The organism is Bacteroides muris (ex Fokt et al. 2023), from assembly GCF_024704895.1.
Taxonomy (GTDB): domain Bacteria; phylum Bacteroidota; class Bacteroidia; order Bacteroidales; family Bacteroidaceae; genus Bacteroides; species Bacteroides muris.
In genome coordinates, this window is sequence record NZ_JAMZEE010000009.1 from 29,495 (window position 1) to 55,466 (window position 25,972).

Genomic DNA, 25,972 nt, shown 5'->3' on the forward strand with positions numbered 1-25,972 from the left:
TATCAAATCAGATGTATATTGTGTTCTTTGCACTCTTTGCGCATATCCTCCGGCCAGATACTGGCTTGTATTTCACCTATATGCGCCTTGCGCAGATAGAACATGCAGAGGCGGGACTGTCCTATACCGCCACCGATGGAAAGCGGCAGTGTATCATTCATCAGGCGTTTGTGGAAGTAAAGTTCCAGGCGTTCCTCTTCTCCTTCCTCTTTGAGCTGGCGAAGCAAGGCTTCCTTGTCTACACGGATACCCATGGAGGAAAGTTCGATGCTGCGTTGCAGGATGTGGTCCCATAGCAAGAGGTCGCCATTCAGCCCGGGCAGGTCGTTCAGACCTTTGCTGGTATAATCGTCGTAGTCCGGAGCACGTCCGTCATGCTTCTTTCCGTCGCTCAGCTTGCATCCGATACCGATGATGAACACTGCACCGTATTTTCTGCAAATGGCATGTTCGCGGCATTTGGGTTTCAAGTCCGGATACAATTGGCGCAGTTCTTCGGCATGAATGAAGTGAAGTTTCCGGGGCAGGCAAGGCTTGATTTGCGGATACATTTCATATACCATATATTCTGTGCGCACCATGGCTGCATAGATGCGGTTTACCATCTCCTTGAGGAATTCTACATTGCGGTCTTCGGCAGTAATGACGCGTTCCCAGTCCCACTGGTCTACATAAAGGGAATGCAGATTGCCCAGTTCTTCATCGGCACGGATGGCATTCATGTCTGTATATATGCCATATCCCGGTTCGATATGATATTCGGCAAGCGTGAGGCGTTTCCATTTGGCGAGAGAGTGCACCACTTCAGCCTTGGCGTCGCCCAAATCTTTGATAGGGAAAGTCACAGCACGTTCCACTCCATTGAGGTCGTCATTGATACCCATTCCTTTCAATACGAACAGTGGAGCTGTCACGCGTCGCAAACGCAGTTCGGAAGAAAGGTTCAATTGGAAGAACTCTTTAATTTGTTTAATCCCTAATTCAGTCTGTTTTAAGTCCAATAAAGGTTTGTAACCTTCAGGTGTTATCAGGTAACTCATAAATTTATTTAGTGTAACTTCTGTTAAATTGTTTGGCAAAGATAGAAATAATATTGATACTTGTTTTTATTTTGCGGAAAAAAAGAACAAAATGTTTGTATAATTGCGGTTACTCTTCTCAAAGTAATAATGAAGATATTCCTTGATTTGATATAAAAAGCGTTTGAATGTTAGGAATTAGCTAATTTTTTTATACTTTTGCATCCACATTTGGCTCCGTAGCTTAGTGAATAGAGCGTCAGATTCCGGTTCTGAAGGTCGTGCGTTTGAATCGCACCGGGGTCACACAAGAAAGGAACTCCCTTTGCATGAATACTTTGCAAAGGGAGTTCTTTTTTATACAATACATCCAGAAAAGTCAACCATACGGTTCTCTTTCTTGTTATAATTTCCATAGAGTTAGAGGTATGAAACAAATAGAAGGTGTGGAGGCTACTCAGGTGGGATATGTCAATGGAAATATAGCCAATCCTACCTATCAGCAGGTATGTACCGGCACCACGGACTTTGCCGAAACCGTAAAAGTGCAGTATGACGCCGATAAGGTGGACTTGCCTTTCCTTATCGACCTTTATTTCAAAACGATTGACCCTACCAACCTCAATAAGCAAGGAGGTGATAGAGGCACACAGTATCGCACGGATATCTATTATACGGATACCGCCGACCTGCCCGTTGTTCGTGAAACCGTTGACCGGCTGGCTGCCAACTACTCCCGTCCGTTGGTTGTAGAGATAGAGCCTTTGAAGAACTTCTATCCCGCCGAAGATTATCATCAAGACTATCTGGACAAAAATCCGGGTGGATATTGCCACATTAACCCCGCCTTGTTCGACTTGGCGCGTAAAGCGAAGATGAAGAAAGAAGGAGATGGCGAGTATTTAAATCTGGAAAAGTAACGGACAATGGATATACTGTTAATAAGTAATGAAGATACGTGCCGCAGCCGTATCGCGCAGGAACTCCTGCATGCATTTGATTTTTACGGAAAGCCTTCAACCGTGAGAATACCTAAAAATAGGGATAGGTAGTCAACTTATTTTTTGCGAACTTTGCAGACTGAAAAAAGAATTGAAATGAGAAGCCTGCATATTCTGTTCATATGGGTAGTTGTTACTTGGCTCGGTTTTCCGCTGAGAGCGCAAGAAGCTATTTCTATCGGAACCTGCCACACTTTGTTTTCGCATGTCTTGAATGAGGCTAGAGAATATTGGGTGTATGTACCTGCAACCCGCCCGGGTGAAAAAGAGGAAAGTTATCCGGTTCTTTATTTGCTGGACGGTGATTCTTTTTTTCATTCGGTGGTAGGTTTTACTCGCTTGTTTTCCACCTCCAAAGTTTCTTCCTTACCGCCCTGTATCGTTGTGGCTGTCCTGAATACAAACAGAACCAGAGACTTAACGCCAACCTGTTCTGCTGCCCGGCGTGACGGAACTGTCCGTCCGGGCGATAAACCGGAAGGGGGTGGGGCAGGACAATTTTGCCGTTTTCTGACGGAGGAGCTACGCCCCGCAGTGGAACAAAACTTGCCGGTGAATGGACAACACTTGTTGGCCGGACATTCTTATGCCGGGTTGTTCACGCTGCATGTTTTGCTGAATTATCCCGGTGCATTTGATACATACATTGCCATAGACCCCAGTTTATGGTGGGATAAAGGATATTTTCAGAAACAGGTAGAACGGCAGGTAGATAAGGTTGACTTTTCAGGAAAGCAACTGTATGTTGCGTTTGCCACTCAGCCGCGTCCTGATAGGAAGCTGATTCACTTTCCCCTGACAGATGATTTATAGGGAGTGCACTTCCTCGTATGGAGAAGCGGCATTTGCGGGTGGTATCAAAAAAGTTCCCGGAAGAGACGCATGGAACGGTTGCTCTTCCGGGATTTTATGACGGACTGAAAACGTTGTTCTTCCGTTCTGCGGTTGGAATTTCTCTGCCAAACAAACCTCTCTGAAAAAAACTCTATTTTTCAGTAAGCTGAATGATATGCGCCATTCTACTAAGAGGACTACCTATACCATGGTGAGGTCTGCCAAAATCCTGAAAGCGTCATAGCCTGAGTCGCCTTCCGGCAGGAAGCGCCGTTTCCTTATAAATCAGTATTTTCAGCTCCGGAGAAGGTTGAGCGTCCTTCTCCGGACACACTGATTAAAAAACTGCAAAAGTGCAGCCGGGGCTTCGTTGACTCCGGGCAATTGAAATATAGTACAGCCACTGTTTTCAGCTTCTTGATACTTTATAATCTACATATTCTAAATCTTTCTTGTCATCAATCGTCAATGTCAATCACCCTCATTTTAGAGTCAAATGTAATTTCCCAACGATTAGACAACTTTATCTCATACTCATTGTCATCGTACTCAATCTGAAGAATTCTTGCATCCGGATAATTGGTCTTTACATAGTTACGTATCGCTTCCGGTACAATCTGTGCAGGAACTCCACTTTGTCTGCATCGTACCTCCTTCCATTCTCCCGATTTATCAAATTCTACCTTCTCCCCATTCGTAAACACCACATCATAGCTTTTATAAAACATTCCCGACTCCAATTTAGCCATTGCCACCTTATGGTCTTTAAAGTAAGTCTTGATAAATGTCTGCGCCTTCGCCGGTAACTGGCTCACCTCTATCGGCTTATCATTATCCGCCATTACCATTGTGTGCACTGCAAACATGCAAACCAACATCATAACTAACTTTTTCATACTTCTCTATTTTTTTAATAATAAATACTTTATTTGTTTTCTGCATTGTAAAGATAGGAAGAGAATTTGGAAAGAATTGGGAAAAGCCTTATTAATTTTTATGGTAGAGGCTATTGCTGGCATCTAATGCGGTTTGCAACCTTTCCCAGTTGTCACAAAGCGCCTGCATGGACGGAAACAATAAATCTGCTCCGGCATCCAGTAATACCTGCTTGTCCAGCGGACCGGTATTGACCGCCACAGTGAATATGCCGGCAGCTGTTCCGGCTTGTACTCCGATAGGTGCATTTTCCACAACTATAGCTTCGTTGGCTTGTACTCCGGCTTTTTCCAGTCCCATCAGATAAGGCTCAGGATGAGGCTTCCCGTATTTCACATCAAAGGCGGTCACCATGTGATTGTGCTGAAACATTCCGGGGAAGTTGTGGGCAAGACGGTTCAGCAGGGAGTGCTGGCCCGAACCGGTGACAAGTACCGGAATCAGTCCTGCCGCTTTTACCTTTTGCAGCACTTCCCAAGCACCCGGCATACGTTCCGGTTCCGGGTGGGTACTGAATTCGGTACTTTTCTCCGCATAGATGCTTTCTATCATCTCGGGAGTGGCATCCTTGCCATACTGGCGTTGATAAACGATGTTGATGGTGGAGGCTCCGGTACGTCCCTCGTGCATGTATGCCTCTTCACGGCTCAAGTGCAGGCCATGGCGTTCCATTACTTTATGCCAGGCGTCGGCATGATAGGGCATGGAGTTGAACAGTACACCGTCCATGTCAAAAAGAACTGCTTTCAATTGGATGTTGGAGTGCCTGTGCTTTTCCAGATAACGGGCGATAGAGTTTTCGAACACTTGGTAGATTGAGGATTGAAAATTAACAATTAAGAAATGCGGGGTAAATAAATAGAGAGTTGAGAATAGAGAAACAGCTTTTCATTGCGCTTGTTGCAAAGCCATTTCTTAATTCTCAACTCTCTATTCTTGATTTATCAAAGTCTTGCCTGGATAGCTTTGGACTCTTCTTCGTAGCCGGGCTTGTTCAGCAGTGCGAACATATTCTTCTTGTATGCTTCCACACCCGGTTGGTTGAACGGATTGACTCCCAGAATATAACCGCTGATGCCGCAAGCTATTTCAAAGAAGTAGAGCAGACCTCCGATGCTTTCTTCATTCAGCGCAGGGATAACGATGCGCATGTTGGGCACACCGCCGTCAACGTGGGCAAGCTGTGTTCCCAATTCGGCCATCTTGTTCACTTCGTCCACGTGCTTGCCTGCCAGGAAGTTCAGTCCGTCAAGATTCGCTTCATCCGAAGGTACCTGCAAGGAGTGCTGTGTCTTCTCTACGGAGATGACAGTTTCGTAGATGGTACGTTCGCCTTCCTGAATCCATTGTCCCATGGAGTGCAGGTCGGTAGAGAAGTCTACGGCAGCAGGGAAGATACCCTTGTTTTCCTTACCTTCGGATTCACCGTAAAGCTGCTTCCACCATTCGCTTACGTAGTGCAGTTTGGGGTTGTAGTTGACGAGGATTTCAATCTTCTTGCCATTCTTGTATAGTTCATTACGCGTGGCCGCATAGATGGCAGCGGGGTTTTCTGCAAACGGAACATCTTTTCCGCAGGTCTTTTCCATCCCGACTGCACCTGCAACCAGTTTCTCAATGTCGAAACCGGCTATTGCGATGGGCAACAAGCCTACCGGAGTCAGTACGGAGAAACGTCCGCCTACGTTATCGGGGATGATGAAGGATTTGTAGCCTTCGTTGTCTGCCGTCACGCGGGCAGCACCTTTCTTGGCATCGGTGATGGCAACGATTACCTTCTTTGCCATCTCCTTGCCACGTTGGTCTTCGCATTGCTTCTTCAGCAGACGGAAGGCCAGGGCTGTTTCGGTGGTAGTACCGGATTTGGAGATATTGATAACACCGAATTTCTTGTCTTTCAAGTATTCGGTAAGTTCATATAGATAATCTTCACCGATATTGTGTCCTGCATACAGAATGACCGGAGCCGTTTTCTTGTCTTGCAACCAGGTGAAGCTGTTTGACAAAGCCTCTATCACCGCACGTGCACCGAGGTAACTTCCGCCAATACCGGCAACTACTACTACCTCGCAGTTGTCACGCAATGTTTGTGCGGTAGCCTTCAGGTCGGCCAGGTGCTCTTTAGTAATGGAGGAGGGGAGGTGCAGCCAGCCCAAGAAGTCGTTGCCCTTACCGGTACCATTCTCTAATGCTTCCTGTGCAGCCTTTACTTGGGCTTCATAGGCGAAAACATTTTCTTTGGAGATGAATCCAAGAGTCTTTTCAATGTTCAAACTAATCATAATATTCTAGGTTTTAAATTCAGTATTTCGTTTAATTTTTTTTCGCATTTACCGGAATGAGTCGGTAAGCAGCTTGATTTCAATTGTCGGCGAGATACGCTCATACAGAATGTTGTATACTGCATCTACAATAGGCATGTTGACATGATAATGCTTGTTGATTTCCTTGATGCATTTTGTACCGTAATATCCCTCAGCAATCATTTCCATTTCAATCTGTGCGCTTTTCACGGAGTAGCCCTTGCCAATCATCGTACCGAATGTGCGGTTACGGCTGAAATTGGAATATCCCGTCACCAGCAGGTCGCCTAAATAAACGGAATCATTCACGTTTCTGTTCAACGGATGTACCGTTTGCAGGAATCTGTTCATTTCTTGTACGGCATTGGACATGAGTACGGCCTGAAAGTTGTCTCCATATTTCAGGCCACTGCAGATACCGGCTGCAATGGCATATACATTCTTCAGTACCGAACTGTATTCAATGCCGGCAACATCGTTGCTGACGGATGTCTTGATGAATGAACTGGCCAGTTTGCGGGCAATGGTGTAGGCCTTGTCGGTGTCGGGACAGGCAATGGTCAAATAAGAAAGGCGTTCCAGAGCCACTTCTTCCGCATGGCAGGGACCTGCCAATACTGCGATATTCTCAGCCGGGACGCCATATTCCTTAGTGAAATACTCCGATACAATCATGTTGTCATCGGGTACGATGCCTTTGATGGCGGTGATGATGAATTTATCCTTAATCTTGGTCTTCAGCTTCTTCAGATGAGCCTTCAGATAAGGGGAAGGTGTAACGAAGATGAGCGTATCGGATTCTTTCACGACATCATTGATGTTGGAGTTGAAGTTGATGCGCTTGGTATCAAATTTGACGCCCGTCAGGTAGGCAGGGTTATGGCCAAGTCGTTTGAAGTCGGCGATACGGTCGTCTCGCCGCATATACCAGTTTATCGACTCTGCTTGCGACAGAACCATTTTTGCAATGGCTGTAGCCCAACTTCCTCCGCCCATGATGGCTATCTTACCGGGTAGTTTCATATCGAAATTAATAATTAAAAACTAAAAATTAAAAGGGGGTGAAGTTAGTGCCTTCACCTTCCTCCTATCTTTAATTTTGCCTATTTAATTCTTTAATTTTTAATTCTTAATTCTTCCGACCCAGTCAGCAACTTCGTTTACGGTCGGGTTTGTCAATTCCAATTTATATTTCTTGTTGATGCCGCAGATGTCCATGTGGAGTTTTTGCGGATTCACATCTTTCATGTCGCTCACCTGGTTGTAGCCGGCCTTCTGAATCACAGCCACCCAATCTTCGGGTATACCCAGTTCTGTGTATCGTGCGGGAGCGTCTTTGGGGGTAACTTTCTCCGGACGCATCTGCGGGAAGAAAAGCACTTCCTGGATGAATGATTCACCCGTCATCAACATCGTCAGGCGGTCGATACCGATACCGATGCCCGACGTGGGAGGCATACCGTATTGCAATGCTTTCAGGAAATCCTGGTCGATGAACATGGCCTCGTCGTCTCCCTTTTCACTTAAGCGCAACTGGTCTTTGAAACGTTCTTCCTGGTCTATCGGGTCGTTCAGCTCGCTGTAGGCATTGGCAAGTTCCTTGCCGTTCACCATCAGTTCGAAGCGTTCGGTCAGCCCCGGTTTGCTGCGGTGCATCTTGGTCAGCGGACTCATCTCTACGGGATAGTCGGTGATGAAGGTGGGCTGTATGAAAGTTCCTTCGCAGAATTCGCCGAAGATTTCATCAATCAGCTTACCCTTGCCCATGGTGTCGTCAATCTCCATGTTCAGTTCCTTGCACACCTGGCGGATTTCGTCCTCGCTCTTGCCTTCCAGGTCATGGCCGGTTTTTTCCTTGATGGCTTCCAGAATGGGCAGACGGCGGTAAGGGGCTTTGAAGCTGATGGTCTTGCCGTCTATTTCGGTCTCTGTACATCCGTTCACGGCGATGCAGATACGTTCCAGCAATTTCTCCGTAAAGCTCATCATCCAGTTATAGTCCTTGTACTGTACGTACAGTTCCATGCAGGTGAATTCCGGGTTGTGGTTCTTGTCCATACCCTCGTTACGGAAGTTCTTGCCTATTTCGTATACGCCTTCGAATCCGCCCACAATCAGTCGTTTCAGATACAGTTCGGTAGCGATGCGCAGGTAGAGGTCCATGTCCAGTGAGTTGTGGTGGGTGATGAAGGGGCGGGCGCTTGCTCCACCGGGGATAGATTGAAGAATCGGGGTCTCCACTTCCGTGTAGCCGGCTTCGTCCAGTACGGCACGCATGGTCTTGATGACAGCGGCACGCTTCAGGAATTTTTCTTTTACACCGTCGTTCACGATAAGGTCTACATAGCGCTGGCGGTAGCGGAGTTCGGGGTCTTCGAAAGAGTCGTAAGCCACGCCGTCCTTATATTTCACGATAGGCAGGGGCTTGATGCTCTTTGCAAGTACGGTCAGCTTCTTGGCATGGATGCTGATTTCGCCCATCTGGGTACGGAATACGAATCCTTCGATGCCGATAAAGTCGCCTAAGTCGAGCAAACGTTTGAACACGGTGTTGTACATCTCCTTGTTCTCGTCCGGACAGATGTCATCGCGGGTGATGTATACCTGGATGCGCCCTTTGGAGTCCTGCAATTCGATGAAAGATGCTTTGCCCATGATGCGGCGGCTCATGATACGTCCGGCAACGGACACTTGGCGAGGCTCTGCATCGTCTTTGAATTCAGTTTTAATATCGGTAGAGAAAGCATTTGTTACATACTCTGCTGCGGGATAAGGCTCGATGCCCATCGCGCGAAGTTCATTCATGCTGTTGCGACGAATGATTTCCTGTTCACTTAGTTCTAATACGTTCATTTCGCTATATTTCACTCAATTTGGGTACAAAAATACGAAACATTTTTCAGATAGCGAATCTTTTTATTAAATAAAGCACTCTGCGCCGTCGCGGTTCTTTCATTTAAGGGAGTTAAAGGGGGCTGGAAGTAGTTGTCGTCTTTCGTGCTCGGGAGTTAAAAGCCCCTGGTATTGTTGGGGTTATAGCAATTCCGGCTCCCTTGAATGAAAGAGTCATGCCTTGGCGTGTCGGGTATTTGCTGTGAGGCAGTATGGTATAAGGGATGAGGCAGGTTCAGTCTGCTTGCAGGGATGTTTCGGCCCGGTTTTAAACTTTATCTTCAGGCTGGATATTTACATCTTTAAGTTGCAGATTTATATCTTAAGGTTGAATATGTAAATCTTCAGGCTGAAGATATACTTTGTGATAAGGGGCTTGCCTCTTTTCCTCCTATATGAGCGAAGGACTTGTCCGGCTTTCAGTTGCCTCTTCACTAATGGTTGGCCGATTGCTTGCTCGCTTTCCGAAAATTGAGTACTTTTGTGCTCTGTAAAAAGTAATAGGTATAGTATATGGCAGGACAAAAGACTCCCACGGCGCTGGGAACGGAAAGTATAGGAAAACTCTTGATGCAATATGCCGTTCCGGCAATCATCGCAATGACCGCATCTTCTTTGTATAATATGGTAGACAGCATCTTCATCGGTCACGGAGTGGGCACGATGGCTATTTCGGGATTGGCGCTGACTTTCCCGTTGATGAATCTGGCTGCGGCTTTCGGCTCGCTGGTGGGTGTGGGGGCTTCCACACTGATTTCCGTCAAACTGGGGCAGAAGGATTATGACACGGCACAGCGTGTGCTGGGCAATGTTTTTGTTCTGAACGTGGTGCTGGGAGTGGCCTTCACTGTCATTGTCATGCTCTTTCTCGATTCGATTCTCTATTTCTTCGGAGGCAGTGACCAGACGATAGGCTATGCCAGGGATTATATGCAGATTATTCTTTTGGGAAATGCCGTTACGCACCTCTATCTGGGGCTGAATGCAGTGCTGCGCTCTTCCGGACATCCGCAGAAGGCGATGTATGCCACCGTTGCTACGGTGGTTGTCAATACGGTTCTTGACCCGGTATTTATTTATGGTTTCGGTTGGGGCATCCGGGGGGCTGCCGTCGCTACCATTGTGGCACAGGTGCTGTCGCTGGCATGGCAGTTCAGGCTGTTCAGCAACAAGGATGAACTGTTGCATTTTCATCGGGGGATATTCCGTCTGAAACGTAAGATCGTATTCGATTCGCTGGCTATCGGCATGTCTCCTTTCCTGATGAACCTGGCTGCCTGCTTCATTGTGATTCTCATCAATCAGGGGCTGAAGAAACATGGCGGTGACTTGGCCATCGGGGCTTTCGGCATAGTGAACCGTCTGGTCTTCATCGTCGTGATGATTGTGATGGGATTGAACCAGGGGATGCAGCCCATTGCCGGATATAATTTCGGGGCAAAGCTGTATGGACGGGTGAACAAGGTGCTGAAACTGACCATAGTCTATGCCACGGCGGTGACCACTTTCGGCTTTCTGGTAGGCATGCTGCTTCCGGACCTTGTGGTGAGCATCTTTACATCGGATGCGGAACTGACGGAACTTTCGGCTACTGGATTGCGTATTACAGTCATGTTCTTTCCCATTATCGGTTTCCAGATGGTGACTTCCAACTTTTTCCAGAGCATAGGCATGGCGGGTAAGGCGATATTCCTTTCCCTTACCCGGCAGATGCTGATTCTGCTTCCTTGCCTGCTCATTCTGCCTCGATTCTTCGGAGCGGCAGGGGTGTGGTATAGTATGCCGGTTTCCGACTTGCTGGCAAGTTTGATAGCGCTGGTGATGCTGGTTTGCCAATTCCGCAAGTTTAAGGCGGCTGCGGCACGTTGAGATGAAATTTTCTTATGCTTTCTGCAGATATTCCGTAAGAATATTTATATTTGCTATCGGCAAACCAATAGATGAACAAGTGTATGGATAATAATTTTATAGTCAATATAGGCCGTCAGCTTGGTAGTGGCGGACGGGAAATAGGCGAGAAGCTGGCTGCCTGTCTGGGTATTGATTTTTATGACAAGGAGCTGATCAGGCTGGCTTCCGAGGAGAGTGGACTGTGTTGTGAGTTTTTTGAAAAAGCTGATGAGAAAGCCTCGCAAGGCATTATCGGAGGACTCTTCGGCATGCGTTTTCCTTTTGTCAGCGACGGGGCTATCCCGGTCACGAATTGCCTGAGCAATGATGCTCTGTTCAAAGTGCAAAGCGATGTGATACGCAGGTTGGCGGAGGAGAAGTCCTGCCTGTTTGTGGGGCGTTGTGCCGACTATATTCTGCGGGACAATCCACGCTGTGTCAATGTTTTTATTTCCTGCTCCAATGAGGAGCGCGTCAAACGCCTCTGCCAGATTCATTCCATTTCTGAGCATGAAGCGGAAGAAATGATGAACAAAGCGGATAAGAAGCGTGCCGAATACTATAATTATTATAGCTACAAGAAATGGGGGGCTGCCGAAACATACCACTTGTGTGTCGATTCTTCCGTATTGGGTATTGATGCTACAGTGGACTTTATAGAAGAGTTCGTCAAGAAGAAGCTGAGACTTTAGGAATCTCCGGAGAAAGATGAAAGATAAAAGGCTGCGCAGTCGGGTTTAAACCAACATTGCGCAGCCTTTCTTGTTCTTCAGTGAATGATGTCATCACATCATTGTCAACAATATCATCTGCCCTGCCAGAATACGCAGGAACATGGTCAACGGATATACCGTAGAGTAGCCCACTGCCGGAGCGTCGTTGCCTGCCGTCTGGTTGGAGTAAGCCAGTGCGGGAGGGTCTGTATTGCTACCTGCAATCAATCCCATCAAAGTAAAATAGTTCACCTTGCAGTAGAAACGGGCTATCATGCCGATTACCAACAAAGGAATGACGGTTATCAAGAATCCGTAGCCTACGTATAGCAATCCGTTGCCTTCCACTACCGTCTGCACAAAATGCTCACCGGCCTCTATGCCGACACTGGCAAGGAAAAGCACGATACCGATTTCGCGCAACATCAAGTTGGCACTCATGGTGGTGTACGTCACAAGATGCATTTTGTGGCCGAAACGGCCGATGAGAATGGCTACTACCAGCGGTCCACCTGCCAGACCCAGTTTTACCGGTGTCGGCATACCCGGGAATGCGATAGGCAGGCTACCCAGCAAGATTCCCAAGAAGATTCCCACGAAAATAGTTACAATATTCGGAGTATCCAAACGTTTCAACTGGTTGCCCAGCACGCGTGCTACACGCTCTACGGCATCCTGCTGGCCTACTACCATTACGCGGTCGCCCACTTGCAGCACCAGATTAGGATCGGCAAAGAGGTCCATACCCGAACGGTTGATACGGGTGATGTTTACGCCATACATGCTGCGGAAATGCATGTCGCCCAGCTTCTTGCCGTTGATTTCCGATTTCGTTACCAGGATGCGGCGCGATACCATCGGGGTGTCTTGCTTTTCCCAGTCCATTTGTATTTCCTTGCCGATGAAAGCTTTTACAGCTTCGGCGTCTTCTTCGGAGCAGACGATGAAGATTTGGTCGCCCGTATGGAAGATGGTCTTGTGGTCGGGAATGCTGACGTGGCCTTCGTGGCGTATGCGTGAGCAGACAAAAGCACGTCCGAGGAATTCCTTTACCTGGATAAGCGTCTTTCCGGAGATGGACTCGTTGCGGACTTCGAGGCTCATGATGTGTGGCTGGTGCTTATTGTCGGCTTCCTGACTGCTGAGCTCCTCTTCGTCTTTCTTGAGGTTGACCCGGCAAATGTAGCGGATGGCGATGATGGAGCCGATGATGCCTACTACACCGAGGGGGTAGGCGCAGGCATAACCCAGCGCAATAGGGTCGCCCGTGTAGTGAAGCTGATTCAGCGCTTCGTTGGCGGCACCGAGTCCGGGAGTGTTGGTCACGGCACCGTAGAGGATGCCGACCATCATGGGCAGGTCGATGCTGCCGTCAAGGAAGTAGATGCTCAATGCCACAGTAATGTTCAGCAGGACGATGCCTACGGCCAGTGCGTTGAGCCGCATACCTCCCTTCTTGAAGGAGGAGAAAAAGGATGGACCGACCTGCAAGCCGATGCAGAATACAAACAGAATCAAACCAAACTCGCGGATGAAATGCAGGATGTGTGTTTCGCCCGTGAAACCAAAATGCCCCATCAAGATACCTGCGAAGAGAACAAATGTAACTCCCAACGATACCCCGAAAATTTTAATCTTACCCAGCAATACGCCCACAGATATTACGAATGCATACAAACAAACGATGTGAGCGACAGATGAAGGGTCCCATAGCAAACTTTCTAACCAATTCATTGTACCTATTAATATGTCGTTGTTTAAAATTCGCGCAAAATTACTTAATAAAAAGGAGGTGGCAAAAGCTTTGTGGCACTTTTTGCCATATCAGCTTTGCAAAAGTATGGTATTCATCCGGCAAATGCTCAAAATCAGTATAGGCATAAAGTCATCGGAGAGTGCAATTTTCCCTAAAAAAATATTTTGTTCTAAGTATTTCCTTATATTTGCAAGTCTCTTGATGACAAAATGAATAGTATTCATCTATTTTAATTTTAAATAAACTATGGCAGACAGTAAAGAAAAACTCTTCTCCGACTTTTCTCCCGTTTCCACCGAACAGTGGATGGAGAAAGTTACCGCAGACCTGAAAGGGGCGGATTTCGAGAAGAAGCTCGTTTGGAAGACAAACGAAGGATTTAAGGTGAAACCTTTCTACCGTATGGAAGATCTCGAAGGTTTAAAGACGACAGATGCCCTTCCCGGCGAGTTCCCTTATTTCAGAGGTACCAAGAAAGACAACAATGAATGGCTTGTTCGTCAGGAAATCAAAGTGCAATGCCCCAAAGAGGCTAATGTCAAGGCATTGGACATTTTGAATAAAGGCGTGGATTCACTTTCCTTCCATGTAAAGGCCAAGGAACTGAGTGCGGAGTATATTGAAACCTTGTTGAAAGATATCTGCGCGGAATGTGTCGAGTTGAACTTCTCTACCTGCCAGGGGCATGTGGTGGAACTTGCGGAACTTCTTGTCGCTTATTTCCGGAAAAAGGATTATGACTTGACGAAGTTGCAGGGCTCCATCAACTATGACTACTTCAACAAGATGCTGGCCAAAGGTAAAGAGAAAGGTGATATGGTGGCAACGGCCAAGGCGCTGCTCGAGGCTACCGCTTCCCTGCCGAAATACCGTGTACTGAATGTGAATGCATTGACATTAAACAATGCAGGTTCTTATATCTTCCAGGAACTGGGCTATGCTTTGGCTTGGGGTAATGAATATATGAATCAGTTGGTCGATGCCGGCCTGCCTGCCGCAATGGTAGCCAAGAAGATTAAGTTCAATTTCGGTATCAGCTCCAATTACTTCCTTGAAATAGCCAAATTCCGCGCTGCGCGTATGCTGTGGGCGAATATTGTAGCTTCCTACAGTCCGGAATGTCTGCGTGACTGTGAAAATAAGGGCGAGAAAAACGAATGCCGCTGTGCTGCCAAGATGAAGATTCATGCGGAAACTTCTTCATTCAACCTGACTCTGTTTGACGCACACGTAAACTTGTTGCGTACGCAGACTGAGGCGATGAGTGCAGCCCTTGCCGGCGTTGACTCGATGACGGTTACTCCGTTCGACAAGGCATATGATGCTCCTAATGAGTTCTCTGAGCGTATGGCGCGTAACCAACAATTGCTGTTGAAAGAAGAATCGCACTTCGATAAGGTTATTGACCCGGCTGCAGGTTCCTATTATATCGAGAACCTGACCGTCTCTATTGCCAAGCAAGCCTGGGAACTCTTCCTCGCTGTAGAAGAAGACGGTGGTTTCTATGCTTCTGTAAAAGCCGGAAAAGTGCAGGCTGCCGTAAACGAGAGCAACAAGGCGCGTCATGCCGCAGTTGCCAAGCGCAAGGAAGTGCTGTTGGGTACTAACCAGTTCCCTAATTTCACTGAAAAGGCCGGAGACAAGAAACCGGTTGAGGCTACTTGCTGTTGCGGCGGAGGGCATACGTGCGAAAAAGATGTTCCGACATTGAACTTTGACCGTGCTGCCAGCGAATTCGAGGCGTTGCGCCTTGAAACGGAGGCTTCCGGCAAACGTCCGAAAGCGTTTATGCTGACTATCGGTAATTTGGCCATGCGCCAGGCACGTGCGCAGTATTCTTGCAACTTCCTGGCTTGTGCCGGATATGAAGTTGTAGACAACCTCGGTTTCTCCACCGTAGAAGAAGGCATAGAGGCTGCAATGGCTGCCAAGGCTGACATTGTGGTATTGTGTTCAAGTGATGATGAATATGCGGAATATGCTGTTCCGGCCTTCAAGGCTTTGGACGCCCGTGCCATGTTTATCGTAGCCGGTGCTCCTGCCTGCATGGACGACCTGAAGGCTGCCGGTATCGAGAACTTTATCCATGTCCGTGTCAACGTGCTGGAAACATTAAAGGAATACAACGCTAAACTTTTGAAGTAAGATGAGAAAAGATTTTAAAAACTTAGATATATATGCCGCTTTCCAGCCCGTCAACGGTGCTGAGTGGCAAAAGGCTAACGGCATCCACGCTGATTGGAAAACGCCGGAACACATTGAAGTGAAGCCTGTTTATACAAAAGAAGACCTCGAAGGGATGGAGCATCTTGACTATGCAGCCGGACTTCCTCCTTATTTACGCGGCCCGTACTCTGTGATGTATACGTTGCGTCCCTGGACCATCCGTCAGTATGCTGGTTTTTCCACAGCCGAAGAATCAAATGCCTTCTACCGCCGTAATCTGGCATCCGGACAGAAAGGTTTGTCCGTGGCTTTCGACCTGGCCACTCACCGTGGCTACGACCCCGACCACGAACGCGTAGTGGGTGATGTCGGCAAGGCGGGTGTATCCATCTGCTCACTGGAAAACATGAAGGTGTTGTTCGACGGTATTCCTTTGAACAAGATGTCCGTGTCCATGACTATGAACGGTGCCGTGTTGCCGGTCATGGCATTCTATATCAATGCAGGTCTGGAGCAAGGTGCCAAGCTGGAAGAAATGGCAGGTACTATCCAAAACGATATCTTGAAGGAATTCATGGTGCGTAATACCTATATTTATCCGCCTGCATTCTCTATGAAGATTATCTCCGACATCTTTGAATATACTTCTCAAAAGATGCCCAAGTTCAACTCCATTTCCATTTCCGGTTACCACATGCAGGAAGCCGGTGCTACGGCGGATATTGAATTGGCTTATACGTTGGCTGACGGTCTGGAATATCTCCGTGCCGGTGTTGCCGCAGGCATTGACATCGATGCTTTCGCACCGCGTCTCTCTTTCTTCTGGGCCATTGGGACGAACCATTTCATGGAAATTGCCAAGATGCGTGCCGCGCGTATGTTGTGGGCAAAAATTGTGAAGCAGTTCAACCCGAAGAATCCGAAGTCGCTGGCTTTGCGTACGCACTCCCAGACTTCCGGTTGGTCATTGACAGAGCAAGACCCGTTCAACAATGTGGGCCGTACTTGTATCGAGGCGATGGCTGCTGCATTGGGACATACCCAGTCATTGCATACCAATGCTCTTGACGAGGCTATTGCCTTGCCGACGGATTTCTCTGCACGTATTGCACGTAATACGCAGATTTATATTCAGGAAGAAACTTACATTTGCAAGAATGTAGACCCATGGGGAGGTTCTTATTATGTGGAGAGTCTGACTAATGAGCTGGCTCACAAGGCTTGGGAGCTGATTCAGGAAGTAGAGAAGCTGGGCGGTATGGCAAAAGCCATCGAAACCGGTATTCCCAAGATGCGTATCGAAGAGGCTGCCGCACGTACGCAGGCCCGTATCGATAGTGGTTCACAGACCATTGTCGGTGTGAACAAGTATCGTCTGGAGAAAGAAGCTCCGATTGATATTCTTGAAATCGACAATACGGCTGTTCGCCAGGAACAGATTGCCAATTTGAAGACTTTGAAGGAGGGACGTGACGAGGCAGCTGTACAGAGAGCGTTGGAGGCCATCACGAAGTGTGTGGAAACGAAAGAGGGTAACTTGCTGGAGCTGGCGGTAGAGGCGGCTCGCGTGCGTGCCACCTTGGGAGAAATCTCTTACGCATGCGAAAAGATTGTAGGACGTTATAAAGCAGTAATCAGAACTATATCAGGCGTGTATTCATCAGAAAGTAAGAATGACAGCGACTTCCACCGTGCTTGTGAGTTGGCGGAGAAGTTTGCGAAGAAAGAGGGACGTCAGCCTCGTATCATGGTAGCCAAGATGGGGCAGGACGGTCACGACCGCGGTGCCAAGGTTGTTGCAACCGGCTATGCCGACTGTGGCTTCGACGTGGATATGGGACCCTTGTTCCAGACACCGGCCGAGGCTGCCCGCGAAGCGGTCGAGAACGACGTTCATGTAGTGGGAGTTTCTTCATTGGCTGCCGGACACAAGACATTGGTTCCGCAGATTATCGAAGAACTCAAGAAGTTGGGACGTGAGGACATCGTAGTGATTGCCGGTGGTGTAATCCCCGCACAAGACTATGACTTCCTTTACAAGGCAGGCGTAGCTGCCATCTTCGGCCCCGGCACTCCGGTTGCCAAGGCTGCTTGCCAGATATTGGAAATCTTGTTGGATGAAGAATAATCCGACATGTTAAATGTTAAAAAAGGACGGTGTGCGTTTGCATATCCGTCCTTTTTTCTTAATCTGTGTTATAAAACATGTCTTTTCTCTTGGATAATTTGCAGATTTATCAGAAGTCCGTATCTTTGCAATGTGTTTTTCATAGTATTAGATTTAAGGTTAACAAAGGTTGGAGTACAGCGGTACTCCTTTTTTTATGTCCGTATCTTTCGTTTCTTCCCCTTTTTTTTATGAAACAAAAAAATCCGCTACCTCCGCATCAAGCATTGGTAACGGATTCATCCCTGCCAAACAATCTGATTACTTATTTAAGTTTTGGTATCTTTGCAAAGCTTCGAGATAATAATAGTCTGCATAGTTTAGTGGTACGTCTATCTCCGAACCGTGGGGCAGTGAGCCGGTGGAGTGCATCAGTACAAATCCCTGATTGCTTCCTTTGGTTGCCAGATAGCTGTTGCTTGAAAGATTCTTCAGGATGGTTTCTACTCATTGTGCGGGTGCAGATTGTTTATTTGACCATCAATTCTGTGCAAATTTTCTTTTTTCAGCTTGTTTGCACTATCTTTGCCTCCTTAAAAGATGAAATAAATGATAGTTTGTATTGCCGAAAAGCCCTCTGTGGCGCGTGACATAGCTGATGTACTGGGAGCGAGAGAAAAGAAAGACGGATACATCGAAGGAAACGGATACCAGGTGACCTGGACATTCGGTCATCTTTGTACGTTGAAGGAGCCGCATGAATATACCCCTAATTGGAAGTCATGGAGTTTGGGAAGTCTGCCCATGATACCTCCCCGTTTCGGCATTAAGCTGATTAGCAATCCCACATACGAACGCCAGTTCCATACGATAGAGAACCTTATGCAACATGCCGATATGATTATAAACTGCGGTGATGCCGGGCAGGAGGGAGAATTGATACAGCGCTGGGTGATGCAGAAGGCCGGGGCGCGTTGCCCGGTGAAACGCCTTTGGATATCTTCATTGACGGAAGAGGCTATCCGCGAGGGCTTTGCCAAGCTGCGCGATGCGTCGGATTTCCAGCCTTTGTACGAAGCCGGACTCTCTCGTGCCATTGGCGACTGGTTGCTGGGGATGAATGCCACCCGCCTCTACACCATGAAGTATGGGCAGAACCGACAGGTACTTTCTATCGGCCGTGTGCAGACGCCGACACTGGCACTGATTGTAAACCGTCAGTTGGAAATACAGCATTTTGTTCCCAAGCAATACTGGGAACTGAAAACCGTCTATCGAGATACTACTTTCTCTGCCATTATCCGGAAAAGTGAGGAGGAGCTGGTACTGGAAGCCGAGAAGCAGAAAGAGGCCATAGCTGCCGGCAAGAAACCTAAAAAAGAAGAAGAGAATCGAGGTATCGACCCCATTACCGACCACGAGCGTGGGCTTGCTTTGCTGGCGCAGATTAAGAATTCTCCTTTTACAGTGACAAGTGTCACCAAGAAGGAGGGGAGGGAGGCACCGCTCCGCTTGTTTGACTTGACTTCTTTGCAAGTGGAATGTAACAAGAAATTTGCCTATTCCGCTGATGAAACGCTGAAAATTATCCAGTCCTTGTATGAGAAGAAAGTGGCTACCTATCCACGTGTAGACACTACCTATTTGAGTGATGATATCTATCCCAAATGCCCCGGAATTTTGAAAGGTCTGCGCGATTACGAGACATTTACAGCCCCTTTGGCAGGAACTGCATTGTTGAAATCCAAAAAGGTTTTCGATAACTCCAAGGTGACAGATCACCATGCCATTATTCCTACCGGCCAGCATCCGCAGAATCTGACGGATATGGAGCGTCGTGTATTCGATTTGATAGCACGCCGTTTCATTGCTGTATTCTACCCCGATTGTAAGTTTGCCACTACCACCGTATTTGGCGAGGTAGAAAGCATCGAGTTCAAGGCCACCGGCAAGCAGATTCTGGAACCGGGTTGGCGTGTTATTTTCGGCACTCCCTCGGCACAATCGCAGGAGGAGAGAGAGGAGAAGGGAGAAGAGGAGGGTGTGCTTCCGGCTTTTGTGAAAGGAGAAAGTGGGCCGCACGTCCCCGATTTGTATGAGAAGTGGACGCAGCCGCCCCGGCCTTATACGGAAGCCACCCTGCTGCGTGCTATGGAGACAGCGGGCAAGCTGGTGGATAACGACGAGCTGCGTGATGCGCTGAAGGAAAACGGCATCGGTCGTCCGTCTACCCGTGCAGCCATCATCGAGACACTGTTCAAGCGGAACTATATCCGCAAGGAAAAGAAGAATCTGATAGCCACTCCTACCGGTGTGGAGCTGATACAGATTATCCATGAGGAGCTGTTGAAATCGGCGGAACTGACTGGTATTTGGGAAAAGAAACTGCGTGAGATTGAAAAACGGACTTACAATGCCGGACAATTCTTGGAAGAACTGAAACAGATGGTATCGGAGGTCGTGATGAGTGTACTTTCTGATAACAGCAACCGCCACATCACCATCCAAGCGCCTGCTCCCGAAAAGAGCAGTAAGGCTTCTGCCAAGGCAGAGGCTGCCGATAAACCGAAAAAGGAGCCGAAGAAAAGAGCACCGAGAAAGTCTGCCGCCGCAAGCAAAAAGACGGAGCAGGCTTCGGGCACTGTGGCAACTTCAAGTACGGAGGCTTCCGTACAAGCTGACGATTTCGTCGGTCAGACTTGTCCGCTTTGCGGAAAAGGTACTGTTATCAAGGGGAAAACGGCTTACGGTTGTTCCGAATGGAAATCCGGATGTACATTCCGCAAGCCGTTTGAATAGGGTTGATATCTTGGTTATTCGTGGCTTTGTAGCCCGTCACCCGTAGTTTATGGTTCGTTTTCTGCTATGCACCCCAGTTGGGATATTCCCATAATGGTAAAATGGACTATATTTTAAACAGCATTCCCCCGATATTATCTGTCGTAGCTCCCGTCACCGAGGCGAGGCATCCGGGTTCGTCCGCTATATAGAGGGCACCCAGGAAAGCGAAGATTAGGGCTTCCTTGTACTCTATGATTTGTCGGTCGGGAATGACTATTTCGCACGGGCAGAGTGCTCCTATCCGTTCTATCAGGAATTTATTGAAAGCCCCTCCACCGGTAATCAGCAGTTTGCTGTTGCCACCGGGAAGCGGATGGATGCTGATGACGCGCGATATTTGCCAGGCTGCATGTTCATAGAACGTGCGAAGCATGTCTTCCAAACTCAGGCCATAACGCTCGAGCATGGGATATACCAGCGTTTCCACCCACTCTCGTCCCAAAGATTTCGGTCCGGACTGATGGTAGAAGTCCATTCCGTTCAGTTCGTCCAGCAGTTCCTGGCAGATGTTTCCTTGCCGCGCTATCTTGCCGTCGCGGTCAAACTCCAATCCTATTTGCCGGCAGTAATGGTTGATGACGTAATTCACCGGGCTGATATCGAAAGCGATACGCCGTCCGTCTTGCTCGAATGAAATGTTGGAGAAGCCGCCGATATTCAAACAAAAGTTATAGTCGGCAAAAAGCAACCGGTCGCCAATGGGTACGAGTGGAGCACCCTGCCCACCCAGCATGATGTCCAGTCGCCGGAAATCCGAAACGGTAGGTATACGGGTTTCGGCGGCAATGGCGGCTCCGTCGCCTATCTGGTACATGACTCTCTTATGTGGCTCATGGAAGATAGTATGTCCGTGAGAGGCTATAATATCGGGGCGGACTCCAAATTCCTGCATGAACTCGTTGACACGTTCACCGAGAAACTTTCCATAGGAGCTGTGGAAAGTGATGAACTCCAAAGCACTCATTGTCTGTGCACCGGTACCCAATATCTGCTTCATGGCGTCGGGATAGCTATAGCCTTTCGCACAGTCTATATGGAAAGACCATTTTCCGGCTTGCCGCCGGAAAGTGCAGCAACATACGTCCAGCCCGTCAAGGGAGGTACCGGACATCAGTCCGATAGCCTGAATTTGGAAGTCTTTCATCCTGATTTTCTTATTTTATTTGTAATTGAGGTAGAATTCGACAACGGCTTCTATTCCTTTACGGAAGATGTCCAATGGTATATTCTCATTGGGTGAGTGTATGGCATTGGATTCGAGCCCGAAGCCCATCAGAACGGTTTTGATACCCAGCACTTGTTCGAAGGTGGAGATAATGGGAATACTTCCACCCCGGCGCACTGCCAGCGGTTTCTTTCCGAAGGCTTTTTCAAAACCTTTTTCGGCGGCTTGGTAGGCGGGCAGGGTGATGGGACATACGTATCCTTGTCCTCCGTGCATCGGAGTGACTCTTACCTGCACTGAATCCGGTGCTATGTCTAAGATGTAGTCGGCAAACAGTTTGGATATTTTATGGTGGTCTTGGTGGGGAACCAATCGGCAGGACACCTTGGCATATGCCTTGGATGGGAGCACTGTCTTGGACCCTTCACCCGTATATCCGCCCCAGATGCCGCATACATCGAAAGAAGGGCGGCAACTGTTGCGTTCCAGCGTACTGTAGCCTTTCTCTCCGAAAAGTGCTTTTACATTGATGGCCTTTTTGTATTTCTCTTCGTCGAAAGGAATGCGGGCTATCATGTCGCGCTCGGCTTGAGGGACTTCTTCCACGTCGTCGTAGAATCCCGGCACAGTAATACGTCCGTCCGCATCCGTTACTTTGCTGATAATCTGGCAAAGCACATTGATGGGGTTGGCAACGGCACCGCCGAAGTGACCGCTGTGCAGGTCGCGGTTGGGGCCGGTCACCTCTATTTCCCAATAGGCCAGTCCGCGAAGCCCGGTAGTCAGTGAAGGCAGGTCGGCGCCAAGCATGCTGGTGTCCGAAACCAGAATGACGTCTGCTTTCAGCAACTCTTTGTGCTCTTGGCAAAAGCTTTCTAAGCTGGGCGAACCGATTTCTTCTTCTCCTTCGAAGATGAATTTTACGTTGGTTTGCAGCAGTCCGTTGCGTACGAGGTATTCAAAAGCTTTCACTTGTATGAAAGATTGCCCTTTGTCATCATCTGCACCACGCGCCCAGATGTGTCCGTCGCGTATTTCGGGTTCAAACGGTTTGCTGTTCCAAAGTTCCAGAGGTTCGGCAGGCATCACGTCGTAGTGTGCATATACCAATACGGTCTTGGCGTTCGGGTCTACGATTTTCTGTCCGAAAACAATCGGGTTGCCTTTGGAGGGCATTACGAGGGCTTCGTCCGCTCCGGCTTCGAGCAACAACTGTGCCCAACGTTCGGCGCAGGCAAGCATGTCGTCGTGATGTTCGGGTTTGGCACTGATGCTTGGAATACGGATGAGGCTGAACAAGTCTTCCAGCATCTTAGGCTCGTTCTCGGTGATGTATTTCTTTATTTCCATGGGTGAATATTATAGTTGTGTTGTTCTGTCAATCAGGTAATAATCCAGCAATGTCATTGCTGTCATTGCTTCCACGATGGGTACTGCGCGTGGCAACACGCACGGATCATGGCGTCCGCGGGCTTTCAGGGTGGTGTCTACACCGTCAATGTTCACGGTGTGTTGTTCCATCAGTACGGTTGCCACGGGTTTGAAGGCTACGCGGAAATAGATGTCTTGTCCGTTGCTGATTCCGCCTTGTATACCGCCCGAATGGTTGGTGCGGGTCTCGATACGTCCGTTATTGTTGTAGAACACATCATTCTGCTCCGAGCCTTTCTGCTTTAATCCCTTGAAACCGTCTCCATACTCGAATGCTTTTGCTGCATTGATGCTGAGCATGGCTGCTCCGAGTGCCGCATGGAGCTTGCCGAATACGGGTTGTCCCAGTCCGATGGGGCATCCTTTGACGACACAGGTCACCACTCCTCCGATGGTATCTCCTTCTTCCTTTATCTTGAAGATGAGTTCTTCCATTTCTTTCGCTTTCGCCGGGTCGGGGCAGCGGACCGGATTGGTCTCTATCAGGTCGAGATCGTATGCGGTATAGTTTTCTTCAAGGCGGATGGGGCCTACTTGTGAGGTGTACGCTGTGATGTGTATGCCCAACTGTTTTAGTGCCAATTTGGCCAGGGTACCCGCCACTACACGCGAGATCGTTTCACGGGCGGATGAGCGTCCTCCCCCCCGGTGGTCGCGGATGCCGTATTTCACCTTATAAGTATAGTCGGCATGTGAAGGGCGATAGACTTCTTTCAGATTATTGTAATCGTCGGAATGCTGGTTTTGGTTCCACACGATGAATCCTATGGGGCAGCCCGTGGATTTTCCTTCGAAGATGCCGGAGAGGAACTCCACTTTATCACCTTCTTTCCGGGCGGTAGTGATACGTGACTGTCCGGGGCGGCGTCGGTCGAGCTCTGCCTGGACGAAATCCATATCAATGACTATTCCTGCAGGGAATCCGTCTATAACTCCTCCCACACCCTTACCGTGCGATTCCCCAAAACTGGTAAGACGGAGAATATTTCCAAATGAGTTGAACATATCAAATGCTTTAAAGGTTTATATATGAGGCTCATGCGCCAATATCTCTCTTATGAAAATACTTTTCACTTTATAAAGGTAACAACTTTTTTTGGGATTCGTTTGAATGAAAAGCATTTTTTTGCATTAAGACTGCATGGCTTTCATTTAAGGGAGTTGAGGGCATATGCGATAAAGAAGTGAAAACCAAGCTTGCGGATAGGTGTCCCAAAGTTGGGGATATGCGTTCCAAGGTTGGGCATGTCTATCCCAAGGCTTGGGATAGAACTTGCGACATGTCTTTGGCATTTTTACAACAAATACTTAAGAACTTTATTATATGTATCTTGCAACTTTTTTGCAAATGTCTATTGGGCGGGAAACTTATGTCCTGTGGCAGGATTGCCGTTCTTTGGCAGAGCAACAATGAAGAGGGAGCGATTCTCGATAATTTCTCTGACTCTTTTGAATGAACCCTTCAAATGAAGAGCCGTGATTAATACTACCACCGTTGCTGCATTTAAATATGGAGAGCATTAAAAATAGAACATCCTTTTTTTAGAAAAGACCTTGTACTGTAACCTTAAAAGGTGTTACTTTGCACCCTTGATTTTAAAATAGGAAATTGATGGCTTCTAGGGAAGCCTTTTATTAACTAAACAAGTACTCAAAAAAGTATGAAAAAGAATTTATTTTATTTGTTTGCATTGATTTGTTCAATGAGTTTGTTTACGGCTTGTAGTGATGATGACGATGAAGTTAAGTCACTTCCGGAAGTAAATGCTTCTTATGTATCGTCGGAGCTGGAACTTACTTATGGTGGTGAAGTGCTTTTGGGAAAGAAGGTCACTTTCAATACGGCAGATGGGAAAAGTGCCGACATTACATTAGAGGGTGCTGATATTGCGTTGACTAAAGAGACTATGGCATCCGGACTGGTAAATCCGGGCGTGATACCGGGCGAACCTAAGGTTACGTTTTCAGCGGCTTTGCAACCGGCAGAAAGTGGCTATACTTTTGCAGGTGAACATGTTGCCGATAATTATAGCATGAAATATGAAGGTGCTGTAGAGAAAGGCAAATTGAATCTGGCCTTGGAAGTAAAGTTGGCCGGTGACAATGCGTTGGCTGGAAACACATGGAATCTTTTCTCTTATGACCCTTATGCGGAGAAAAATCCGTTGCATGTTGTTTGGAACTCGGAGAAACCGTTCTCTGTAGTTCTGTTCCCTTTTCCTGGTGCTCAGCCTGTTGAACTTCAACCGGGTGCGTTTATCACTTTGATGTCTGCCATGGGTATTATACCGGTAGGAGACAAAAAGATGGGAGTGAATGAGATATTGTCTTGTTTGTTACAGAGCGTTACTTTCAGGGAAGATGGCAATATTGTAGCTTCTTATTCTGATGTGGCCGATATAGTTTCACCAAAATTCCAGAATTCTCCGTTGAATATGGTACAGTATGCGGTGAAAAATGAGAAACTGTATTTATACTTGAATGTGGATGCCATCATAGGTGCTGTGCAGAAAATGACTACCAAGGGGCTGGATATGGAAACTGTCCTTCCGGTTGTGTTGCCCAAATTGATGGAATTGATTCCGATGCTTTCCAGCGGAATTCCTTTGGGCTATTCGGTTAATGAAGAAGGCAATGAACTGGCTGTTTATATTGACAAAGAGTTGGGATCGAAACTTATTGATATTCTGTTGTCTTTATTAGAGAATGAAGAAATTGTAGCCGCCATTAAAGAAGCTGCTACAAGTAATCCGGACTTCGCTATGTTTGCAGGTGTTGTAGAAGCTATATTGGAACAAGCACCGGAAGTGTTTGCCAAAACAAATGAGATGGAACTTGGATTGAACTTTGTGAAATGAGATAACTGTTTCAAATAATACATCCGTGTTTTTCTTGAAGAGACCGAACTCTGTTGTAAA

At 47.7% G+C, this 25,972-nt stretch carries 17 protein-coding genes, 1 tRNA gene and 2 pseudogenes; 9 read left to right on the forward strand and 11 right to left on the reverse strand.

Annotation, left to right across the window (positions count from 1 at the left end; genetic code table 11):
• Nucleotides 1-2: 2 nt before the first annotated feature.
• Entirely contained in the window at nucleotides 3-1,040 is a 1,038-nt protein-coding gene (gene asnA / locus M1B78_RS05310) for an aspartate--ammonia ligase (RefSeq protein WP_257940100.1), read from the reverse strand.
• Between the two features lie 212 nt (nucleotides 1,041-1,252).
• Between asnA and M1B78_RS05315 the strand changes: the two genes are divergently transcribed.
• The 3 genes and pseudogenes from M1B78_RS05315 (at nucleotide 1,253) to M1B78_RS05325 (ending at nucleotide 2,997) form a co-directional block, all read left to right on the forward strand.
• Nucleotides 1,253-1,325, forward strand: a tRNA-Arg gene (locus M1B78_RS05315).
• A 122-nt stretch (nucleotides 1,326-1,447) separates the two neighbouring features.
• The gene (gene msrA / locus M1B78_RS05320; protein ID WP_257940101.1) at nucleotides 1,448-1,939 is read left to right on the forward strand and encodes a peptide-methionine (S)-S-oxide reductase MsrA; all 492 of its coding nucleotides are present in this window, start codon (nucleotides 1,448-1,450) and stop codon (nucleotides 1,937-1,939) included.
• 177 nt (nucleotides 1,940-2,116) lie between these two features.
• Nucleotides 2,117-2,997, forward strand: a pseudogene (locus M1B78_RS05325) (alpha/beta hydrolase).
• Between the two features lie 315 nt (nucleotides 2,998-3,312).
• On the opposite strand, the gene M1B78_RS05330 reads toward M1B78_RS05325, so the two are convergent.
• From M1B78_RS05330 to lysS, 5 genes are all read right to left on the reverse strand, one after another.
• Nucleotides 3,313-3,750 carry a PepSY-like domain-containing protein gene (locus M1B78_RS05330; protein ID WP_257931225.1) on the reverse strand — a complete coding sequence of 146 codons (438 nt, stop codon included), beginning with the start codon at nucleotides 3,748-3,750 and terminating at the stop codon, nucleotides 3,313-3,315.
• Nucleotides 3,751-3,841: 91 nt separating this feature from the next.
• Nucleotides 3,842-4,597 carry an HAD family hydrolase gene (locus tag M1B78_RS05335; RefSeq protein WP_257940102.1) on the reverse strand — a complete coding sequence of 252 codons (756 nt, stop codon included), beginning with the start codon at nucleotides 4,595-4,597 and terminating at the stop codon, nucleotides 3,842-3,844.
• Nucleotides 4,598-4,734: 137 nt separating this feature from the next.
• Nucleotides 4,735-6,072, reverse strand: a complete 1,338-nt coding sequence (locus M1B78_RS05340) for a glucose-6-phosphate isomerase (protein ID WP_136009853.1) — start codon at nucleotides 6,070-6,072, stop codon at nucleotides 4,735-4,737.
• Nucleotides 6,073-6,120: 48 nt separating this feature from the next.
• Complete coding sequence (locus M1B78_RS05345) at nucleotides 6,121-7,116, reverse strand: NAD(P)H-dependent glycerol-3-phosphate dehydrogenase (RefSeq protein WP_136009852.1); 996 nt, start codon at nucleotides 7,114-7,116, stop codon at nucleotides 6,121-6,123.
• A gap of 99 nt (nucleotides 7,117-7,215) precedes the next feature.
• Entirely contained in the window at nucleotides 7,216-8,946 is a 1,731-nt protein-coding gene (lysS, locus tag M1B78_RS05350) for a lysine--tRNA ligase (protein ID WP_136009851.1), read from the reverse strand.
• Between the two features lie 552 nt (nucleotides 8,947-9,498).
• Between lysS and M1B78_RS05355 the strand changes: the two genes are divergently transcribed.
• Together M1B78_RS05355 and M1B78_RS05360 are read left to right on the forward strand one after the other, a co-directional pair.
• Nucleotides 9,499-10,854 (forward strand): MATE family efflux transporter, encoded by a 1,356-nt coding sequence (locus tag M1B78_RS05355; RefSeq protein WP_176468755.1) that lies wholly within the window; start codon nucleotides 9,499-9,501, stop codon nucleotides 10,852-10,854.
• A gap of 83 nt (nucleotides 10,855-10,937) precedes the next feature.
• Complete coding sequence (locus M1B78_RS05360) at nucleotides 10,938-11,567, forward strand: AAA family ATPase (RefSeq protein WP_136009849.1); 630 nt, start codon at nucleotides 10,938-10,940, stop codon at nucleotides 11,565-11,567.
• A gap of 93 nt (nucleotides 11,568-11,660) precedes the next feature.
• On the opposite strand, the gene M1B78_RS05365 is transcribed toward M1B78_RS05360, so the two are convergent.
• Complete coding sequence (locus M1B78_RS05365) at nucleotides 11,661-13,322, reverse strand: putative transporter (RefSeq protein WP_136009848.1); 1,662 nt, start codon at nucleotides 13,320-13,322, stop codon at nucleotides 11,661-11,663.
• Nucleotides 13,323-13,590: 268 nt separating this feature from the next.
• Here M1B78_RS05365 and mutA point away from each other — a divergent pair, with 268 nt between their 5' ends.
• On the forward strand, nucleotides 13,591-15,489 hold the full coding sequence (gene mutA / locus M1B78_RS05370; protein ID WP_257940103.1) for a methylmalonyl-CoA mutase small subunit: 1,899 nt from the start codon (nucleotides 13,591-13,593) through the stop codon (nucleotides 15,487-15,489).
• Nucleotide 15,490: 1 nt separating this feature from the next.
• A complete protein-coding gene (gene scpA / locus M1B78_RS05375) occupies nucleotides 15,491-17,638 on the forward strand; it encodes a methylmalonyl-CoA mutase (RefSeq protein ID WP_257940104.1) in 2,148 nt (715 codons plus the stop codon).
• A gap of 300 nt (nucleotides 17,639-17,938) precedes the next feature.
• Here scpA and M1B78_RS05380 read toward each other — a convergent pair.
• Nucleotides 17,939-18,121: pseudogene (locus M1B78_RS05380) on the reverse strand (DUF4995 domain-containing protein); the annotation flags it as partial.
• A 105-nt stretch (nucleotides 18,122-18,226) separates the two neighbouring features.
• On the opposite strand from M1B78_RS05380, the gene M1B78_RS05385 reads away from it, so the two are divergent.
• Complete coding sequence (locus tag M1B78_RS05385; RefSeq protein ID WP_257931234.1) at nucleotides 18,227-20,416, forward strand: DNA topoisomerase 3; 2,190 nt, start codon at nucleotides 18,227-18,229, stop codon at nucleotides 20,414-20,416.
• 106 nt (nucleotides 20,417-20,522) lie between these two features.
• Here the strand turns inward: M1B78_RS05385 and M1B78_RS05390 are convergent, their stop codons facing one another.
• The 3 genes from M1B78_RS05390 to aroC are packed head-to-tail and all read right to left on the reverse strand — an operon-like array spanning nucleotide 20,523 to nucleotide 24,059.
• Nucleotides 20,523-21,602 (reverse strand): anhydro-N-acetylmuramic acid kinase, encoded by a 1,080-nt coding sequence (locus M1B78_RS05390; protein WP_257940105.1) that lies wholly within the window; start codon nucleotides 21,600-21,602, stop codon nucleotides 20,523-20,525.
• A 15-nt stretch (nucleotides 21,603-21,617) separates the two neighbouring features.
• Complete coding sequence (locus M1B78_RS05395) at nucleotides 21,618-22,973, reverse strand: dipeptidase (RefSeq protein ID WP_257940106.1); 1,356 nt, start codon at nucleotides 22,971-22,973, stop codon at nucleotides 21,618-21,620.
• Between the two features lie 9 nt (nucleotides 22,974-22,982).
• The gene (gene aroC, locus M1B78_RS05400) at nucleotides 22,983-24,059 is read right to left on the reverse strand and encodes a chorismate synthase (RefSeq protein ID WP_257940107.1); all 1,077 of its coding nucleotides are present in this window, start codon (nucleotides 24,057-24,059) and stop codon (nucleotides 22,983-22,985) included.
• 656 nt (nucleotides 24,060-24,715) lie between these two features.
• On the opposite strand from aroC, the gene M1B78_RS05405 reads away from it, so the two are divergent.
• Nucleotides 24,716-25,912, forward strand: coding sequence for a DUF4925 domain-containing protein (locus M1B78_RS05405; RefSeq protein ID WP_257931238.1), 1,197 nt, complete (start codon nucleotides 24,716-24,718; stop codon nucleotides 25,910-25,912).
• Nucleotides 25,913-25,972 lie beyond the last annotated feature (60 nt).

Excerpts from the sequence above, each read along its gene's own strand:
- asnA (WP_257940100.1), bottom strand. The coding sequence starts at position 1,040 with ATGAGTTACCTGATAACACCTGAAGGTTACAAACCTTTATTGGACTTA.
- msrA (WP_257940101.1), top strand. The coding sequence starts at position 1,448 with ATGAAACAAATAGAAGGTGTGGAGGCTACTCAGGTGGGATATGTCAAT.
- M1B78_RS05330 (WP_257931225.1), bottom strand. The coding sequence starts at position 3,750 with ATGAAAAAGTTAGTTATGATGTTGGTTTGCATGTTTGCAGTGCACACA.
- M1B78_RS05340 (WP_136009853.1), bottom strand. The coding sequence starts at position 6,072 with ATGATTAGTTTGAACATTGAAAAGACTCTTGGATTCATCTCCAAAGAA.
- M1B78_RS05345 (WP_136009852.1), bottom strand. The coding sequence starts at position 7,116 with ATGAAACTACCCGGTAAGATAGCCATCATGGGCGGAGGAAGTTGGGCT.
- lysS (WP_136009851.1), bottom strand. The coding sequence starts at position 8,946 with ATGAACGTATTAGAACTAAGTGAACAGGAAATCATTCGTCGCAACAGC.
- M1B78_RS05355 (WP_176468755.1), top strand. The coding sequence starts at position 9,499 with ATGGCAGGACAAAAGACTCCCACGGCGCTGGGAACGGAAAGTATAGGA.
- M1B78_RS05360 (WP_136009849.1), top strand. The coding sequence starts at position 10,938 with ATGGATAATAATTTTATAGTCAATATAGGCCGTCAGCTTGGTAGTGGC.
- M1B78_RS05365 (WP_136009848.1), bottom strand. The coding sequence starts at position 13,322 with ATGAATTGGTTAGAAAGTTTGCTATGGGACCCTTCATCTGTCGCTCAC.
- mutA (WP_257940103.1), top strand. The coding sequence starts at position 13,591 with ATGGCAGACAGTAAAGAAAAACTCTTCTCCGACTTTTCTCCCGTTTCC.
- scpA (WP_257940104.1), top strand. The coding sequence starts at position 15,491 with ATGAGAAAAGATTTTAAAAACTTAGATATATATGCCGCTTTCCAGCCC.
- M1B78_RS05385 (WP_257931234.1), top strand. The coding sequence starts at position 18,227 with ATGATAGTTTGTATTGCCGAAAAGCCCTCTGTGGCGCGTGACATAGCT.
- M1B78_RS05390 (WP_257940105.1), bottom strand. The coding sequence starts at position 21,602 with ATGAAAGACTTCCAAATTCAGGCTATCGGACTGATGTCCGGTACCTCC.
- M1B78_RS05395 (WP_257940106.1), bottom strand. The coding sequence starts at position 22,973 with ATGGAAATAAAGAAATACATCACCGAGAACGAGCCTAAGATGCTGGAA.
- aroC (WP_257940107.1), bottom strand. The coding sequence starts at position 24,059 with ATGTTCAACTCATTTGGAAATATTCTCCGTCTTACCAGTTTTGGGGAA.
- M1B78_RS05405 (WP_257931238.1), top strand. The coding sequence starts at position 24,716 with ATGAAAAAGAATTTATTTTATTTGTTTGCATTGATTTGTTCAATGAGT.